This is a genomic window from Blautia sp. 1033sp1_1033st1_G9_1033SCRN_220408 (assembly GCF_040929965.1).
GTDB lineage: Bacteria > Bacillota > Clostridia > Lachnospirales > Lachnospiraceae > Blautia_A > Blautia_A ammoniilytica.
The window spans coordinates 174050-190128 of the sequence record NZ_JBFKZO010000002.1 but is presented as its reverse complement, the minus strand read 5'-3'; the positions used below and the strand labels follow the sequence as shown (position 1 = coordinate 190128).

The 16079-nt window shown below is 43.7% G+C and carries 12 protein-coding genes and 1 other RNA gene; 10 read left to right on the top strand and 3 right to left on the bottom strand.

The window, feature by feature from the left end:
* The first annotated feature begins 52 nt into the window (after positions 1-52).
* Both AB5916_RS02600 and AB5916_RS02595 read left to right on the top strand, forming a co-directional pair.
* Complete coding sequence (locus AB5916_RS02600) at positions 53-898, top strand: deoxyribonuclease IV (protein WP_368189129.1); 846 nt, start codon at positions 53-55, stop codon at positions 896-898.
* A gap of 105 nt (positions 899-1003) precedes the next feature.
* Positions 1004-1342 carry a hypothetical protein gene (locus tag AB5916_RS02595; RefSeq protein ID WP_173727356.1) on the top strand — a complete coding sequence of 113 codons (339 nt, stop codon included), beginning with the start codon at positions 1004-1006 and terminating at the stop codon, positions 1340-1342.
* Between the two features lie 210 nt (positions 1343-1552).
* Here the strand turns inward: AB5916_RS02595 and AB5916_RS02590 are convergent, their stop codons facing one another.
* The 3 genes from AB5916_RS02590 to AB5916_RS02580 all read right to left on the bottom strand — a co-directional run bounded on the left by AB5916_RS02590 (position 1553) and on the right by AB5916_RS02580 (position 5311).
* The gene (locus AB5916_RS02590) at positions 1553-2542 is read right to left on the bottom strand and encodes a 2-hydroxyacid dehydrogenase (protein ID WP_368189127.1); all 990 of its coding nucleotides are present in this window, start codon (positions 2540-2542) and stop codon (positions 1553-1555) included.
* Positions 2543-2932: 390 nt separating this feature from the next.
* Positions 2933-4204 (bottom strand): 3-phosphoshikimate 1-carboxyvinyltransferase, encoded by a 1272-nt coding sequence (aroA, locus tag AB5916_RS02585; RefSeq protein ID WP_368189126.1) that lies wholly within the window; start codon positions 4202-4204, stop codon positions 2933-2935.
* 15 nt (positions 4205-4219) lie between these two features.
* Positions 4220-5311 (bottom strand): prephenate dehydrogenase, encoded by a 1092-nt coding sequence (locus tag AB5916_RS02580; protein WP_368189125.1) that lies wholly within the window; start codon positions 5309-5311, stop codon positions 4220-4222.
* 207 nt (positions 5312-5518) lie between these two features.
* Between AB5916_RS02580 and AB5916_RS02575 the strand changes: the two genes are divergently transcribed.
* The 8 genes from AB5916_RS02575 to AB5916_RS02540 all read left to right on the top strand — a co-directional run bounded on the left by AB5916_RS02575 (position 5519) and on the right by AB5916_RS02540 (position 15964).
* The gene (locus AB5916_RS02575) at positions 5519-7606 is read left to right on the top strand and encodes a translation factor GTPase family protein (RefSeq protein WP_158420476.1); all 2088 of its coding nucleotides are present in this window, start codon (positions 5519-5521) and stop codon (positions 7604-7606) included.
* A gap of 461 nt (positions 7607-8067) precedes the next feature.
* Positions 8068-9042 (top strand): cell wall hydrolase, encoded by a 975-nt coding sequence (locus tag AB5916_RS02570; protein ID WP_368189124.1) that lies wholly within the window; start codon positions 8068-8070, stop codon positions 9040-9042.
* Between the two features lie 173 nt (positions 9043-9215).
* Positions 9216-10706 carry a threonine synthase gene (gene thrC / locus AB5916_RS02565; RefSeq protein ID WP_368189123.1) on the top strand — a complete coding sequence of 497 codons (1491 nt, stop codon included), beginning with the start codon at positions 9216-9218 and terminating at the stop codon, positions 10704-10706.
* A 1-nt stretch (position 10707) separates the two neighbouring features.
* Entirely contained in the window at positions 10708-12150 is a 1443-nt protein-coding gene (locus AB5916_RS02560; RefSeq protein WP_368189122.1) for a deoxyguanosinetriphosphate triphosphohydrolase, read from the top strand.
* A 107-nt stretch (positions 12151-12257) separates the two neighbouring features.
* Positions 12258-12435, top strand: a non-coding RNA gene (ssrS, locus tag AB5916_RS02555) — 6S RNA.
* Between the two features lie 95 nt (positions 12436-12530).
* Complete coding sequence (locus tag AB5916_RS02550; protein ID WP_368189121.1) at positions 12531-13589, top strand: aldose epimerase family protein; 1059 nt, start codon at positions 12531-12533, stop codon at positions 13587-13589.
* Positions 13590-13659: 70 nt separating this feature from the next.
* On the top strand, positions 13660-14937 hold the full coding sequence (locus AB5916_RS02545) for a SpoIID/LytB domain-containing protein (RefSeq protein ID WP_368189120.1): 1278 nt from the start codon (positions 13660-13662) through the stop codon (positions 14935-14937).
* Positions 14938-15001: 64 nt separating this feature from the next.
* Entirely contained in the window at positions 15002-15964 is a 963-nt protein-coding gene (locus tag AB5916_RS02540) for a YihY/virulence factor BrkB family protein (protein ID WP_368189119.1), read from the top strand.
* Positions 15965-16079: the final 115 nt, after the last annotated feature.

Below are 16079 nucleotides of genomic sequence, written 5' to 3'. Positions count from 1 at the left end.
AAAGGAGTATAATATTTCCCATAAAACTATTTTACACCAGAGAGGAATAAGAATGTTATATATAGGTAATCATACATCATCTGCCAAAGGTTATGCATCTATGGAAAGACAGACCATAGCCAATGGAGGCAATACCTTTGCCTTTTTTACCAGGAATCCCAGAGGAGGCAAGGCAAAGGAGATCGATCCGGAGGATGTGGCAAAGTATCAGGTGCTTGCTGCAGAACATCACTTCGGGAAGATTGTAGCTCATGCACCATATACACTGAATGCTTGTGCTGCCAAAGAAAATCTTCGGGATTTTGCCAGAGATACCATGAGAGATGATCTGAGACGTATGGAGTTTACACCAGGTAATTACTACAATTTTCATCCTGGCAGCCATGTGGGACAAGGTACAGAAGAAGGGATCCGGAAGATTGCAGGAATCTTGAATGATGTGCTGACAAATGAGCAGACCACAACCGTTCTTCTTGAGACTATGGCAGGTAAGGGGACAGAAGTGGGCAGGAGTTTTCAGGAACTGAGGCAGATTATTGATCTTACAGACCAGAAGGATAAGCTGGGGATCTGTCTGGATACCTGCCATGTGTGGGATGCAGGTTATGATATAGCAGACCATTTGGATCAGGTTCTGGAAGAGTTTCAGGAGCAGATCGGTCTGGAAAGGCTGAAGGCCATTCATCTGAATGACAGTATGAATGAGCTAGGCAGCCATAAGGACAGGCATGCCAGGATCGGGGAAGGGAAGATCGGTCTTGAAGCACTGGTCCGAGTGATCTGCCACCCGGCTCTTCAAGGGCTGCCGGTTATCCTTGAGACACCGAATGATGATGAAGGATGGACAAGGGAGATTCATCTGCTTCGGGAAAAACATGAATCACTAATACTAATATAGGAAGATGTTGGGGGCAAAAGCCACCAACTATGATATCTGTAAATAATACAGGAAAATGAATTATCCTGTATTACAAATATAAAGAATCAGCACAGGAGGTATCATATGAAGCGATATAAATTATTATTATTTATTGGAATTATTTTTGCTTTTACATTTACGATAACAGGCTGTGGAAATAAAAGCGAAGAAGATGCATTTGAAGATGATATGGAGCCATTGGACAGCGATGAACTGGCAGATTTGGAAGTAATGGGAGATGATGATGTTCAGAGTGTTGATGACAGCCAGGTATCAGAAGAGGAGCGTCAGGCAGCAGAAGAACTGGAGAAGAATGCAGCCGAAAGTGGCGTATTTGAGGACGAAGGCGTTACAGAGGATGAGATTGACAAAGAAGTACAGCAGGAGCTGGAAGAAGCAGGGCTGACTGACAGTCAGCAGTAAAGCATATTCCGAAAATACAGTCTCCGGCAGGATTTAAGATGTCAGGACAAAAGCATGTGATGGGCTTTTAGATGAGCCTCCGGCAGCAAGAATGCCGGAGGTATTTTTGGTGATGGAAATACATAACTATCCTCTGCCTTGCATATGAGAAAATCATTCTGCCCAAATATAGCAGATACTTCATTTTCACTGTACTAGGGTACTGAACTGTTATGATAATACTTCGTTTTTAAGCTCTTTCTGATTCATGAAATCAGCAGCATTCTGAAGGGTAGTCTCTGCGATATTGGATAGAGCTTCTTTTGTAAAGAATCCCTGATGGGAAGTCATGGTAACATTCGGGAAGGAAAGCAGTCTCTGGATCAGGGACGTCTGCATGATCTCCTCAGACATATCCTCGTATACATAGTCTGTTTCCTCTTCGTATACGTCAAGACCTACAGCAAAGAATTTATGCTCACGGATTCCTGTGATCAGATCCTCTGTTTTGATCAGACCGCCTCTGGATGTATTTACAAGGATTACTCCATCCTTCATTTTATCAATGGTCTTAGCATTTACCAGATGCTTTGTTTCATCTGTCAGCGGGCAGTGAAGGCTGATCAGATCACTGGTTGCCAGAAGCTCATCAAGGGATACATACTCCAGGAAATCCAGGTTTTTGTTTGGATAAAGATCATAAGCGATAACTTTCATGCCAAATCCCTTGCAGATCCGTGCCATAGCCTGACCGATCTTACCGGTACCGATGATACCAGCTGTTTTATGATAAAGGTTCACACCCATCAGACCATTTAAGGAAAAATTATTTTCACGTAATTTGATGTAAGCTTTGTGGGTATGACGGTTGGCAGTAAGTGCCAAAGCCATGGCATGCTCTGCAACAGCTTCCGGGGAATAACCGGGAACACGCAGCACATGGATTCCATGTTTATGTGTGGCTGCCAGATCTACATTATTGTATCCTGCACAACGCATCAGGATCAGCTTCACACCCTGTTCTGCCAGAGCATCAATAACAGGAGCACTAAGATCTGCATTTACAAAAGCACAGATTGCATCATAACCTTTGGAAAGAGAAGCAGTTTCTTCGTAGATATTGGCTTCAATAAATTTAATTTGAATCCCCGGGTAATCCGGAAGGATCTTCTCGAAAAATTCTTCATCGTAATTTTTAGTACCATAAAATAAAATTTTCATGTGCGAATACCTCCTGGTCAGTCATAAACAATTTTGTAACTATTTCATTGACAGCAAGTGTGCCTGAAGAGTTACACAATTTTATTATTTCCTTACGAAGGGGATTATACACGCTTTTTTGTCTGAAAAAAACCAAAAAATAGCAAAAAAATGAAAATCTCACTTTGTTATAAAATTAACGAATTAATATGTGAAAAAATTGTCAAATATGAACAAGAAAAAAAGCGCCTGAATCTCAAAAAGAAATCATAAAGACTTATAGAGAAAATCCATCATTTTCTCAAAAATCTATCAGTTTCACATGAGATCAGACACTTGGTAATGAAAGCTTCAGATTGTGCTACATGGGAAATATTTCATGCATGATCCATTTACAATCCTGAACTTGTATTACAATAGGCTGTACAAATCTGTATAAAATTCCGGATAAGAGATATTGACACATTCTCCGTCAGTAATAGTAAGCAATCCTTCACAGATACCGCCTGCCACTGCAAAGGACATGGCAATACGGTGATCCTTATGGGAATCAATTGTGGCTCCATGTAAAGGCTTGCCTCCATGGATGATCATTCCATCCGGTAATGCCTCTACATCTGCACCCATCCGGGTAAGATTATCCGTCATAACCTGGATGCGGTCAGATTCCTTGACTTTAAGCTCTGCAGCGTCCCGGATCACAGTAGTGCCCTCAGCAAAGGCTGCCATTACAGCAATCATGGGGATCTCATCAATCAAGGTAGGGATGATCTCACCCTTTATCTCTGTGCCATGAAGAGAACTGCTTCTTATAAGAAGGTCTGCAGTAGGCTCCCCGTCGTTTCGTACATTCAGTAACGTAATATCACCGCCCATAGCCTGACATACACGAAGCAGACCGTCCCTGGTAGGATTGATACCCACATTGCACAGCAGAATCTCACTTCCTGGTACCAGAAGTCCTGCAGCAATAAAGTATGCAGCAGAAGAGATATCGCCGGGGACTGTAATGTCACGGGCCTTAAGATCAGGCTGTGGAAGTATGGAAGCGGTGGTGCCTTTTGAAGTAACCTGTGCACCAAAGTAATTCAGCATAAGCTCAGTGTGATTTCGGGAAAGAACTGGTTCAGTAACGCTGGTTGGTGCATCGGCATACATGCCTGCAAGAAGTACACAGGACTTTACCTGGGCAGATGCCACAGGTGACTGATAATGTATTCCGTGGAGGTGTCCTCCCTGAATGGTGAGAGGGGCGCAGCCATTCTGATTCTGGCTTGTGATCTGAGCACCCATCAGAGAAAGGGGAGTAATGATCCGTCCCATAGGACGCTGGCAGATAGAGGCATCCCCGGTAAGCCGGCTGGTGAAATCCTGACCGGCTAAGATGCCGGAGATCAGCCGGGTAGTAGTACCGCTGTTGCCAACATCAAGAATATCTAAGGGAGCCTGAAGCCCGTGAAGTCCTTTTCCTTCTACCAGCACTTTATCTTTGTTTTTCTGGATATGAATCCCCATTGCCTGAAAACAGGAAATTGTGGAAAGACAGTCAGCGCCCTCCAGAAAATGGGTGATCCTTGTGGTGCCCTGTGCCAGGGCTCCAAACATAACAGCCCTGTGGGAAATCGATTTGTCTCCGGGAATGGTAAGCTTCCCGTGAAGCTTGTTCAGTTTTGGGATTTCCATGATGCCTCCTGTAGTCTATCGGTCATAAACAATATAGTTACGTTTTTTAAGGAGAGCCTTGCCTCGCTCCATAGCTTCTTCTTCATAGAATTCGATCTTAAGTACACCTTCTTCAAACTCACGGTTGTGGATGATGCCGATATTTTTGATACTGATATTATCCATTGCCAGAATAGTGGTGATGGTAGCGATGCCGCCGGCTTCGTCTGCCAGGTCAAGATAAAGGACATAAGCCTTCCTGGTCAGACCGTTGTCTACCACGTCAATGGAATCACGATAATCTCTGGAACTTGCAAACATCTGATAAATGTAATCTGGATCCTTGTTGTCAATGGCACACCGGATCTGTATCAGCATACGGATATAATCGTCCAGTACATTGGAAATATTCTGGGTGTTTTCCAGGCAGATCTGCTGCCACATCACAGGAGAGGAAGAGGCGATCCTTGTAATATCACGGAATCCTCCGGCTGCAATGGTCTTCATATATCCTGCATCATTATCCAGGGTCTTTATAAGATTCACAAGGGCAGAAGCAATAATATGAGGAAGATGGCTAACTCCGGCAGTGATAAAATCATGTTCATCAGCAGTGAGAACCATGGGAATAGCGCCAATGGAAGCAATCATCTCTGTCAGATCGGTAAGACGTTCAAGAGGGATCTCTCCGCCTGGGGTCAGGATATAATAGGCATTTTCCACAAGACGGTCGGTGGAATGCTCAAAGCCTGATTTTTCAGAGCCTGCCATAGGATGACCGCCTACAAAACAGTCTGTCATACCAAGAACTTCAACCTTTTCATGGATGATGCCTTTTACGCTGCCTACATCTGTGATGATACAGCCTGGCTGACGGATCTCTTTCAGAAATTCAAGATACTTTAGGTTATATTCTACTGGGGCACAAAGAAAAACATAATCACAGCTGCCAAAACGGTTATCCTTTTCTTCGCAAACCCCATCTATAATATTGCCGCTTACAGCGGCTGCAAGAGTGCCACGGTTCTGGTCAAATGCCAGAATATGATAGTCCGGGTGATATTTGCGAATCGCCTTGGCAATGGAGCCGCCGATCAGTCCCAGACCTATAAAACCAATGGTTTTCATTAAAAAAACATCCTTCCCGCATAGTTTATAGTAAAACAACAGGTTTATTTTATGATATATAGGAAAAAAAGTCAATTCCCTGTAAAAATGACAGTATTTTATCTGAAAACGACAAAAAAATATTGTTAAAACTATATAAAATACTTGAAAGTTGAAAGAAAGTTTAGTAAAATATGAACATATTAGACAAACAGGGAGGTATTACATATGGACGTTTTTAGAACTGACCGAATTAGAAATGTAGTCCTATTAGGTCATGGTGGGGCTGGTAAGACAACTTTGGCAGAGGCTATGGCCTACTTGGCAGGTTTGACAAACCGACTTGGCAGAGTTGAAGATGGCAACACTGTCAGTGATTATGATAAAGAAGAAATCAAACGGCACTTTTCTATTTCTACATCTGTGATCCCGGTTCCATGGCAGAAGATGAAGATCAATATTCTGGATACACCGGGCTACTTTGACTTTGTTGGTGAAGTAGAAGAGGCAGTTAGTGCAGCTGATGCAGCGATCATCGTTGTTTCCGGTAAGGCAGGCGTTCAGGTTGGTACACAGAAGGCCTGGAATCTGTGTGAGAAGTATAAGCTTCCCCGCATGATCTTTGTCACAGATATGGACGTAGATGATGTAAGTTACAGGAAAGCAGTTGAGGATCTTACCGAATTATATGGCAAGAAGATAGCACCTCTTCATTTCCCGATCCGTGAGGATGGTAAGTTTGTAGGCTATGTCAATGTTGTGAAACAGGCCGGCAGAAAATATATTGACAAAGGCATGAAAGAAGAATGCCCGGTTCCGGATTATCTGGAAGAGTACCTTGAAAAATACCATGATATCCTGATGGAGTCTGTAGCTGAAACAAGCGAAGAATTTATGGATCGTTATTTTGAAGGCGATGAGTTCTCTGTTACAGAGGTTTCTGCAGCACTTGCTACCAATATCCAGGAAGCAAGTATTGTGCCGGTGTGCATGGGTTCCCCTGTGAATTTGCGGGGTGTTTCCAACCTGCTGGATGATATCTGCGGATATTTCCCAAGCCCTGATAAAAGATCCTGCAATGGTATTGCACAGAAGACCAATGAGATCTTTGAGGCTAATTATGACTTTGCTAAGGCTAAATCTGCCTATGTATGGAAGTCTATTGTAGATCCGTTCCTTGGCAAATATTCCCTGATCAAGGTATGCTCTGGTGTAATTAAGGCAGATGACACACTTCTTAACGTAGAGAAGGGTGTTGAGGAACGTCTGAATAAGCTGTATGTGCTTCAGGGCTCCAAGCCCATCGAGGTTCCTGAACTTCATGCAGGAGATATTGGCGCCATTGCCAAGCTTGTAAGCGTACAGACAGGCGACAGTCTTGCTACAAAGGCCAATCCGATCCTTTATCCAAAAGCTGTTCTTTCTGTTCCTTATACCTATAAGAGATTTAAGGCAGTGAATAAAGGGGATGAGGATAAGATCTCCCAGGCTCTTTCCAAGATCATGAGTGAAGATTGCACCGTTCGAGTTGTTAATGATGGCGCTAACCGCCAGAGCCTTATTTATGGTATGGGTGATCAGCATCTTGACATTATTGTCAGCATGCTGAAAGAGAGATATAAAGTAGATGTGGAACTTTGCAAGCCTAAGGTTCCATTCAGAGAGACGATCCGCAAGAATTCCGATGTGGAAGGAAAGCATAAGAAACAGTCTGGCGGACATGGCCAGTATGGTCACGTTAAGATGCGCTTTGAGCCATCTGGCGATCTGGAAACACCGTATGTATTTGAGCAGGTGGTAGTAGGTGGTGCTGTACCGAAGAATTACTTCCCGGCTGTTGAGAAAGGTCTGCAGGAGTGCGTTCAGAAGGGACCTCTTGCTGCTTATCCGGTAGTTGGTGTGAAGGCTACTCTTTATGATGGATCTTATCATCCGGTAGACTCCTCTGAGATGGCATTTAAGATGGCAACTATCCTTGCATTTAAGAAAGGCTTTATGGATGCATCACCGATTCTTCTGGAGCCGATCGTTTCCATGAAGGTTACAGTTCCGGACAAATACACAGGCGATGTAATGGGCGACCTGAACAAACGCCGTGGCCGTGTACTGGGAATGAATCCTGACCATAATGGAAATACCATTATTGAAGCAGACGTGCCTATGTTGGAGATTTATGGATATTCTACAGATCTGCGTTCCATGACTGGCGGAAGCGGAGAATTCTCGTTTGAATTTGCCCGCTATGAGCAGGCACCTTCTGATATACAGCAGAAGGAGATTGAAGCGCGCGCCAGCAAGCTGGATGCAGCAGATTGATCCTGCACTCTGACAGAGATATTGTTATATTTTGTATCCTGCCTGATTTATCTGTCAAAGGCTGTCAGTAACTGTCAATCGAATCTGATTGACGGATCGTATCAGACCATATATAATCTGATACATAGCCGGAGACACAAGGGTATGTTACGGCAGGGGAGAAGCATCAGATCGATTGGGCAAGTGGATATTCCAGTCCGCTTCGCTGTTTGATTCGGTTAAATAAGGGGACACTTTCATATGTTTCTGGTTTCTGTTTTTGACAGTATCAGAGCATTATGAGAGTGTCCTCTTTTGCTTTTTTTTAACTTTTGATTTCCATATTTTTAATGGAAAAAAATACAAAAATAGCTTGACATATCTAAGCATATTAAATATAATTTTCTCATACGTTACAAAGTTGTTACAAATTAAATAACGAAAGAAAAGAAACCATAACAAAGAAGCAAGGAATGAAAAGCATGAAAGTTAAAAAAGAATTACAAGGCGTAACAAAAAAAGAAAAGAGACAGGAAAGCAGGAATGACACATTCCGTAATTTCGCACTTGTTTCCGGATGCGCTCTGTTATCTGTCAGCATTGCGGTTGGTTCCAAATTTGTTGATAATGGCGACCGCAGCCAGGTTTATGCCGCTTCTGAAGCTGAAGAGAATATGGTTTCTGCTTCGTCGGAGAGAGGAACTTTTGACGGCAGTGAGCTTCCTACAGGGATCGCAGGTGTTGTGTCAGGAGTTTCTGAGACACCCGCTGCAGGAACCAGGATCAAAAGGATCGGTACTTCCTGTGAGAATGTGCTGGTAGGGCAGAGGGTTAAGGTGGTAGAGGATGGCGCAGCCAGATTGAATGTTAGCTCCTCTATGGAGAACACCGTGGAGAATCTTGACCAGACAGCTGCGTATATGGCTGAGAATCCAACCATTATGTCTGATGGAGATTATGATGTTTTTTTAAGAATCGTGGAGGCAGAGGCAGGCACAGAGGATCTTAAGGGCCGCATCCTTGTTGCCAACGTGATTCTGAACCGGGTCAAGAACGATGAATTCCCTGATACGGTAACGGATGTGGTGTGGGATTATAGATATGGAGTACCTCAGTTTTCACCTACTTATGACGGCCGGATCTATCAGGTCACAGTTACAGATAAGACTAGGGAGGCCGTGAAGCAAGCTTTGGAGGGTGTGGATTATTCCCAGGGAGCATTATTCTTTGTTGAGAAAGAAGCGGCAGAGAAAAAGAATGTAGCCTGGTTTGAAAAAGATTTACAGAAACTTTTTAAATACGGGGTTCATGAATTTTATAAATATCCGGATGAAGTCAGCGGTAAGGAGGATGCTTCATCTAAGGATGTTTCTTCACCTAAGGACGATTCTTCATCCGATAAGAATAATGATCAGGAAACTGTGGTACAGATGGTAAAAAATGATATTAAAAACTGATATTAGAAACTGAACAGCAGTAATTATAGAGGGGACAGCGAAAAAGCGCTGTCTCCTCTTTTAACATTTTGATGTGGTAATTTAAAAAAGCATGTGCTATAATGGCAGAAACTACAGGGCATTGTTGGATTTAATGTCGAAAAACACTTATCATAGAAAGGCAGGAACACATAATGGAGGTAATGTATCAGAGTACAAGAGGCAAAGGTGATCTGGTGACTGCGTCACAGGCCATATTAAAAGGACTTTCTGATGACGGAGGTTTATTTGTACCTACACAGATCCCAAGGCTGGATATTCCCATGGAGAAGCTTTCCAGAATGACCTACCAGGAGACAGCCTATGAGGTGATGAGCCGTTTCCTTACAGATTTTACAGAAGATGAACTGAAGTATTGTATTCGCAGTGCATATGATGAGAAATTTGATACAGATAAGATCGCACCAATCCATCAGGCGGACGGGGCATATTTCCTGGAATTGTACCATGGTGCTACCATTGCATTTAAAGACATGGCATTATCCATCCTTCCATATCTGATGACTACAGCAGCGAAGAAGAATGGAGTTACCAACGAGATCGTAATCCTTACGGCTACATCCGGAGATACAGGTAAGGCTGCAATGGCAGTTTTTGCTGATGTGCCGGGCACCAGGATCATTGTATTTTATCCGAAGCATGGTGTCAGCCCGGTCCAGGAAAAGCAGATGGTAACACAGAAGGGCAAGAATACATATGTTGTAGGGATTACTGGCAACTTTGATGATGCCCAGACAGCAGTAAAGAAGATGTTTAATGACAAAGACCTGGAGAATTTACTTGGCAGTGCCGGATTCCAGTTTTCTTCTGCCAATTCTATCAATATCGGACGTCTTGTACCGCAGATCGTATATTATGTATATGCGTACAGCACCCTGATCCGCCAGGGCAGCATCAAAGCGGGAGAGAAGATCAATATTGTTGTGCCTACTGGCAATTTTGGTAATATCCTGGCTGCTTTCTATGCGAAACAGATGGGACTTCCAGTGAATAAGCTGATCTGTGCTTCTAATGAGAATAAAGTACTTTATGATTTCTTTGCCACAGGTACTTATGACAGGAAGAGGGATTTCATCCTGACTACTTCCCCGTCTATGGACATCCTGATTTCCAGCAACCTGGAAAGGCTGATCTTCCGTCTTACAGGAGAGGATCCGGCTGCTTGTGCAAAACTGATGGAAGAACTGTCAAAGGGAGGAGAGTACACCATCACTCCCCAGATGAAAGCTGGACTTTCTGATTTCTATGGTAATTACTGTACAGAAAAGGAAACAAGCGAAGCCATTCATCAGGTATTTGAAAAGGATCATTATGTGATTGATACGCATACAGCTGTGGCTGCCGGCGTATATAAGAAATATAAGGCTGATACAAAGGATGACACACCTACTGTGATCGCATCTACAGCCAGCCCGTATAAGTTTACCAGAAGTGTTATGGAAGCCATAAGCAGTGACAGTGAAACTATGGATGATTTTGCACTTGCAGATGCCCTTGCAAAGCTGTCCGGTACCAGCGTGCCGAAAGCGGTAGAGGAGATCCGTACAGCACCTGTTCTTCACGATTGTGTAGTTGATGCCCAGGATATGCCGGCTACAGTGAAGAAGATCCTGGGTATTTGCTAAGATGAAATGGGAGCGGCTTCTTTCCACAAAAAGAGTCAGCACCTCCATGTGTGACCTGGCACAGCCTGCTCATTTAAGGGATCTGAGAAGTGAATTTGAAAAGGACTATCACAGGATCATTGGAAGTTCTTCTTTTCGAAGGCTTCAAGATAAAACCCAGGTGTTTGCCCTGGACAAAAGTGATTTCATCCGCACAAGGCTGACCCATTCTTTGGAGGTGTCTTCCTTTGCCAGATCTCTGGGACAGAATATTGGAGAATGTATTATGAACCAGGGCTTGGATGCTGGCTTCACAAGAGAGATGCAAAGGGATATCTGTGATATCCTTCAGTGTGCCGGCCTGATCCATGATATTGGAAATCCTCCCTTTGGACATTTTGGGGAGGAAGCGATCCGGGATTGGTTTGCCAGGAAGCTGGAAAGTCTGTTCTATAAAGGTAAGCCTTTGACCCAGGTGCTTACCAGTCAGATGCTTCAGGATTTCCTTTATTTTGAGGGAAATGCACAGGCTCTCAGGCAGGTGACCAAGCTTCATTTCCTTTCTGATGAGAATGGCATGGACCTTACCTATGCCCTTCTTGATACTATGATCAAGTATCCGGTTTCATCCTGTAATATGGATCCGGAGGGGGATAGGATCTCCAGGAAGAAAATGGGTTATTTTTACGGGGAGCAGTCTTTATATCAGCAGATCGCCGGTGACATGGGTACTCTTGGGGTGCGGCATCCACTTACCTTTATTCTGGAAGCTGCCGATGATATAGCTTATCGTACCGCTGATATTGAGGATGCATTTAAAAAAGGCTTTATTACTTATCCTATCCTTGCAGAGGAACTGGAAAAGGGCCAGAAAAAGGCTGCCAGGGAAGGAAAGTATGCAGACAGGGAACATATGGATCCTTTAAAGGTGCTGGCTGACCAGTATCAGGCAGGAAAGACAAAGGGAGTAGTAAGTCCTGAACTTTATGCTGTTCAGAATTTCCTTTCCTGGCTGCAAAGCGAGCTTCTTTTCTGTGCTGCCACAGGCTTTGTTTCCCATTATGAGCAGATTATGGCTGGTACTTATGAAAAGGATCTGTTTTATGGCACCTGTGGTGACTGGGTGATCCGGCTTCTTGGTGATATAGCTTACAGAAGAGCCTTTCTTTCAAAGCAGATCCTGTCTATGGAGGTTTCTGCCTGGACGATCCTGAATTTTCTTATGGATTTGTTTGTGCCTGCAGTGATCCATTATGATACAGATCAGCCTCAATCCATGATGGATCAGAAGATGGTTGCCCTGATTTCGGAGAATTACAGGCAGATCTATCTTATGCACAGACGCCATACTGCCAACGAAGAAGATCAGCTTTATCTGCGGCTGCTTCTGGTAACAGATTTTATTTCAGGAATGACAGACACCTATGCAAAGGATCTGTACCAGAAATTAAATGGGATCAGTTAAACGATCTGTCAGTAAATTGTGCAATAAGTCATAAAAAATATAAAAATACTTGTATTTTCTGTTGAAAAAGGGCATATACTAGAGTATAATGAATTTTAGAAAAAAACAGTATCCTGGAATGTGCGAGCACCCTTTTATTTTTGAACCTACATTGACATTAAGGGACTCCAAGATCGCAGTTTGGATGTCAGACCTCTCGCTGTGGTAGGCAGAAGGACTGTTGAGGACACCCACCTGGCCGCAGGCTAGGCGTCAAAAAGAAGGGAACGGCATTCTGGGACCAACAGAAAATTACAGGGCCGTTGCATGATGGGCATACACAGTAAGTGGAGCCTGTGCAGCGGCTTCTTTTTTTATTATGATTCACGGGAGGAAAGAAGATGGGTGTAACAGAACGAAAATTCGGAGAACTTTCAACAGGCCAGGATGTGCTGATCTATCATCTTGAGAATTCATCCGGAGCTTATGTGGAGGTCACAGAGCTAGGAGCAGTTCTGGTAAAAGTATGCGTGCCTGACAGGGAGGGTGTGCTTACAGATGTTGTTCTTGGTTTTGATAATGTGAAGCAGTATGAGGAGAATCCGTTTTTTTTCGGTGTTGTGGTAGGACGTAACTGCAATCGTATCGGTGGTGCGAAGTTCAATCTTTTTGGTAAGGAGATCAGACTTGCTGCCAATGAGAACGGAAATAACCTGCACAGTGGCCCTGATGGGTTTGAAACGAAAATGTGGAAGGCTACAGAGATCTCCCAGGAGAAGCAGTCGGTTACTTTTACAAGGGTCAGCCCGGACAATGAGAATGGTTTTCCAGGAGAGTTTAAGGTATCTGTAAAATACGAGTTTACAGATACGAATGAACTGCGTATCCATTATGCAGGGATCTGTGACAGAGATACAGTAGCTAATATGACCAATCATTCCTATTTCAATCTTGGCGGAGAAGGCAGTGGAGATGTGCTGGATCAGTTTCTTACCATCCACAGCAAATTCTATACGCCTGTAGATCGGGAGTCGATTCCTACAGGTGAATACGCTCCTGTAGAGGGTACTCCTATGGATTTTAATCAGCCTAAGAGGATCGGACAGGACATTGAAGCGGACTTTGAGCAGCTTCACTTCACCGGCGGATATGATCACAATTATGTGACAGACAATTATGCCAAAGGGAACTGCCGCCTGATTGCCAGCGCTTATTGCCAGGAAAGCGGTATTGTGATGGATGTGGCTTCTGACTGTCCATGTGTTCAGTTCTATGCAGGCAACTTTATCCAGCCGCCGATCAAGGGCAAATGTGGTCATACATATACCAAGAGGAATGGCTTCTGTCTGGAAACGCAGGTAGAACCAAATGCTGTAAATGTAGAGAATTTCCATTCTCCCATCTTGGAGGAAGGGCAGTTATATTCCTCTGTAACTACTTTTGCTTTCCGTGTGAAATGATTTAAGTGTGCATGACACATTCTATTTTCTAAGGCTCTTTCATATACTAGGTATATGAGGAGCCTTTTTTATGCATAAAATATCAGGAACAACATACAAAAAGATCATGTTTGCAGTTTCTTTTCTTGCCTGTCTGATGCTTGCAGGCGAAGCACTTTTGATCCATATGAAAGATCAAAGCCTGAAAGACAAGGCACAGGAAGCTATGAAGACAAACACAAAGGAAAAAATGATCCCTGTCACACAGCAGTCTGTAATCAGGGAAACAAAAAAGATGGAGCCAAAGATCCGGGTATTGCTTATGGATTCCGGATATGATACCTACCAGCACACTAAAGTATCTGTGTTGATCCAGGGGAAAGCGGTATCCTATACAGCAAAAGACCTGAAAAAACCAGGGGAAATCATAACGCTGGATGGAGGAGATGAAGGGATCACTGTCACATCCATACAGAGAAATTATGGGAATCCTACCTACAAGGGGGCGTTGAAGATCAAGAAGACCGAAAATCAGGAAGCATTGTATCTGATCAATGAGCTGCCGCTGGAAACTTATCTGGAGGGGGTGGTGCCAAGTGAAATGCCTTCTTCATATCATCAGGAGGCTCTGAAGGCTCAGGCAGTCTGTGCCAGAACTTATGCTTGGAAACAAATAGAAGATGGCTGCCTGGAGAAATATGGAGCGGATGTAGATGACAGTGTGAATTTTCAGGTTTATCAGAATCAGGCGCAGGCAGAAATCACGGACGAGGCAGTGGCATGTACAAAAGGGCAGGTCATGACACACAATGGAGAACTGATCCAGGCATATTATTTTTCAACCTCTGCAGGGACAACCAGTACAGATCAGATCTGGGGAGCCGACAGTGCTGCTCCATTTCTGAAAAGCGTTGCTTGCAGGTTTGATCAGGATCAGCCCTGGGGTAGCTGGAAAGTGGATATTCCCTGGGAAAAGCTTGAAGACAGTACAGCCATGTACAACAAGGGAAAGCTGCAGAGTCTGCTTGTCACAAAGAAAAGTGAAAGCGGTGCTGTTACAGGATTAACTGTAAATACAGATCTTGGAAGTTTTCTTGTAGAAGGGGAATATGATGTGCGAAGTTTCCTCACGACGGCCGGCTGCCAGATTACCGAGCAGGATGGCAGCACAACAGTTGGCGGTGACTTACTGCCAAGTGCCTATTTTACCATGGAACAGAAGGCTGACAGTGTATGCATCCAGGGAAAGGGATATGGACATGGAGTTGGAATGAGCCAGTGCGGGGCAGATCAGATGGCAGCAGAAGGCTATACCTGGAGGGAAATCCTGGAATATTTTTTTAATGACATTCAGATTACCAGCCGATAGGCTGTTCTCTTGTCAGAATAATTAATTCATGATATGATACAAGAAAATTTTCAGGAGCAGAGGTATGGATGAGAAAAAGGAAAAACAGAATATTCCCAAGCTGCTTTTAGGGTTTGTGGAGCGGATCAATGGGGATCATGTGGGAGCCTATGCTGCACAGGCGGCTTACTTTATGATTATGTCCTTTATTCCCTTTCTGCTTTTTTTAACAACTTTGATACAATATACACCATTGACCTACAATGTGGTCAGTGATGCAATCCGTGGATTTATGCCGGACAGTCTTCAGAATTTCGTGCTTTTGATCGTAGCAGAGGTATATAATCGAAGCGTTGCAGTTGTGCCGATTTCCGCACTCCTGGCTTTATGGTCCGCAGGAAAAGCCATGCAGTCCCTTACCAATGGATTGAATACCATCTATCATGTGAAGGAGACACGTAACTGGCTGCTGAACAGGATTTATGCAGTTCTTTATACTTTGCTTTTCGGAGTGGCGCTGATCGTTTCTTTGCTGCTTCTTGTACTTGGCAATAAGATTCAGGCAGCATCTTCAAAATATATACCAGTACTCGGAAAGCTGATCGGCAGTATTATCGGGGCAAGGACTCTTCTGGTTTTTGGCGTGCTTTTTCTTGTGTTCCTGTTTCTTTATAAAGTCCTTCCAAACAGGCGGGCAACCATGAAAAGCCAGGCGCCGGGAGCACTTATGATCGCTGTAGGATGGTCTGTTTTTTCATTTTTCTTTTCTTTGTATTTTGAAATTTTTCCTAATATAAGCAATATGTATGGAAGCCTGACAGCATTGATCATGCTGATGCTTTGGCTATATAGCTGTATGTATCTTGTACTGTGTGGCGCAGAGATCAATGCTTACTTTGAAAAGCAGTTCAGGATGGCACAGGCATCCATGCGGGAGATGCTTAACAGAGAAAAAGCAGAAAATGATGATGGAAAAGAGAAAGTTTCTTCTGATGCAGGACAAGAGGAGACGGTTGCTGATATAGAGAAAGAGAAAGATCCCTCTTGACAGATGAGATGTGGTGTGGCATAGTAAGAAATGATGAAAAGTTGCTGTGGACAGTAACATGAAAAGGCGTAGAAAGTGTTTCAGGAAATGATTTTCTTACAGAGAGAGGGAGCCA

Coding starts and splice junctions, on each gene's coding strand:
- AB5916_RS02600 (WP_368189129.1), top strand. CDS start 53: ATGTTATATATAGGTAATCATACATCATCTGCCAAAGGTTATGCATCT.
- AB5916_RS02595 (WP_173727356.1), top strand. CDS start 1,004: ATGAAGCGATATAAATTATTATTATTTATTGGAATTATTTTTGCTTTT.
- AB5916_RS02590 (WP_368189127.1), bottom strand. CDS start 2,542: ATGAAAATTTTATTTTATGGTACTAAAAATTACGATGAAGAATTTTTC.
- aroA (WP_368189126.1), bottom strand. CDS start 4,204: ATGGAAATCCCAAAACTGAACAAGCTTCACGGGAAGCTTACCATTCCC.
- AB5916_RS02580 (WP_368189125.1), bottom strand. CDS start 5,311: ATGAAAACCATTGGTTTTATAGGTCTGGGACTGATCGGCGGCTCCATT.
- AB5916_RS02575 (WP_158420476.1), top strand. CDS start 5,519: ATGGACGTTTTTAGAACTGACCGAATTAGAAATGTAGTCCTATTAGGT.
- AB5916_RS02570 (WP_368189124.1), top strand. CDS start 8,068: ATGAAAGTTAAAAAAGAATTACAAGGCGTAACAAAAAAAGAAAAGAGA.
- thrC (WP_368189123.1), top strand. CDS start 9,216: ATGGAGGTAATGTATCAGAGTACAAGAGGCAAAGGTGATCTGGTGACT.
- AB5916_RS02560 (WP_368189122.1), top strand. CDS start 10,708: ATGAAATGGGAGCGGCTTCTTTCCACAAAAAGAGTCAGCACCTCCATG.
- AB5916_RS02550 (WP_368189121.1), top strand. CDS start 12,531: ATGGGTGTAACAGAACGAAAATTCGGAGAACTTTCAACAGGCCAGGAT.
- AB5916_RS02545 (WP_368189120.1), top strand. CDS start 13,660: ATGCATAAAATATCAGGAACAACATACAAAAAGATCATGTTTGCAGTT.
- AB5916_RS02540 (WP_368189119.1), top strand. CDS start 15,002: ATGGATGAGAAAAAGGAAAAACAGAATATTCCCAAGCTGCTTTTAGGG.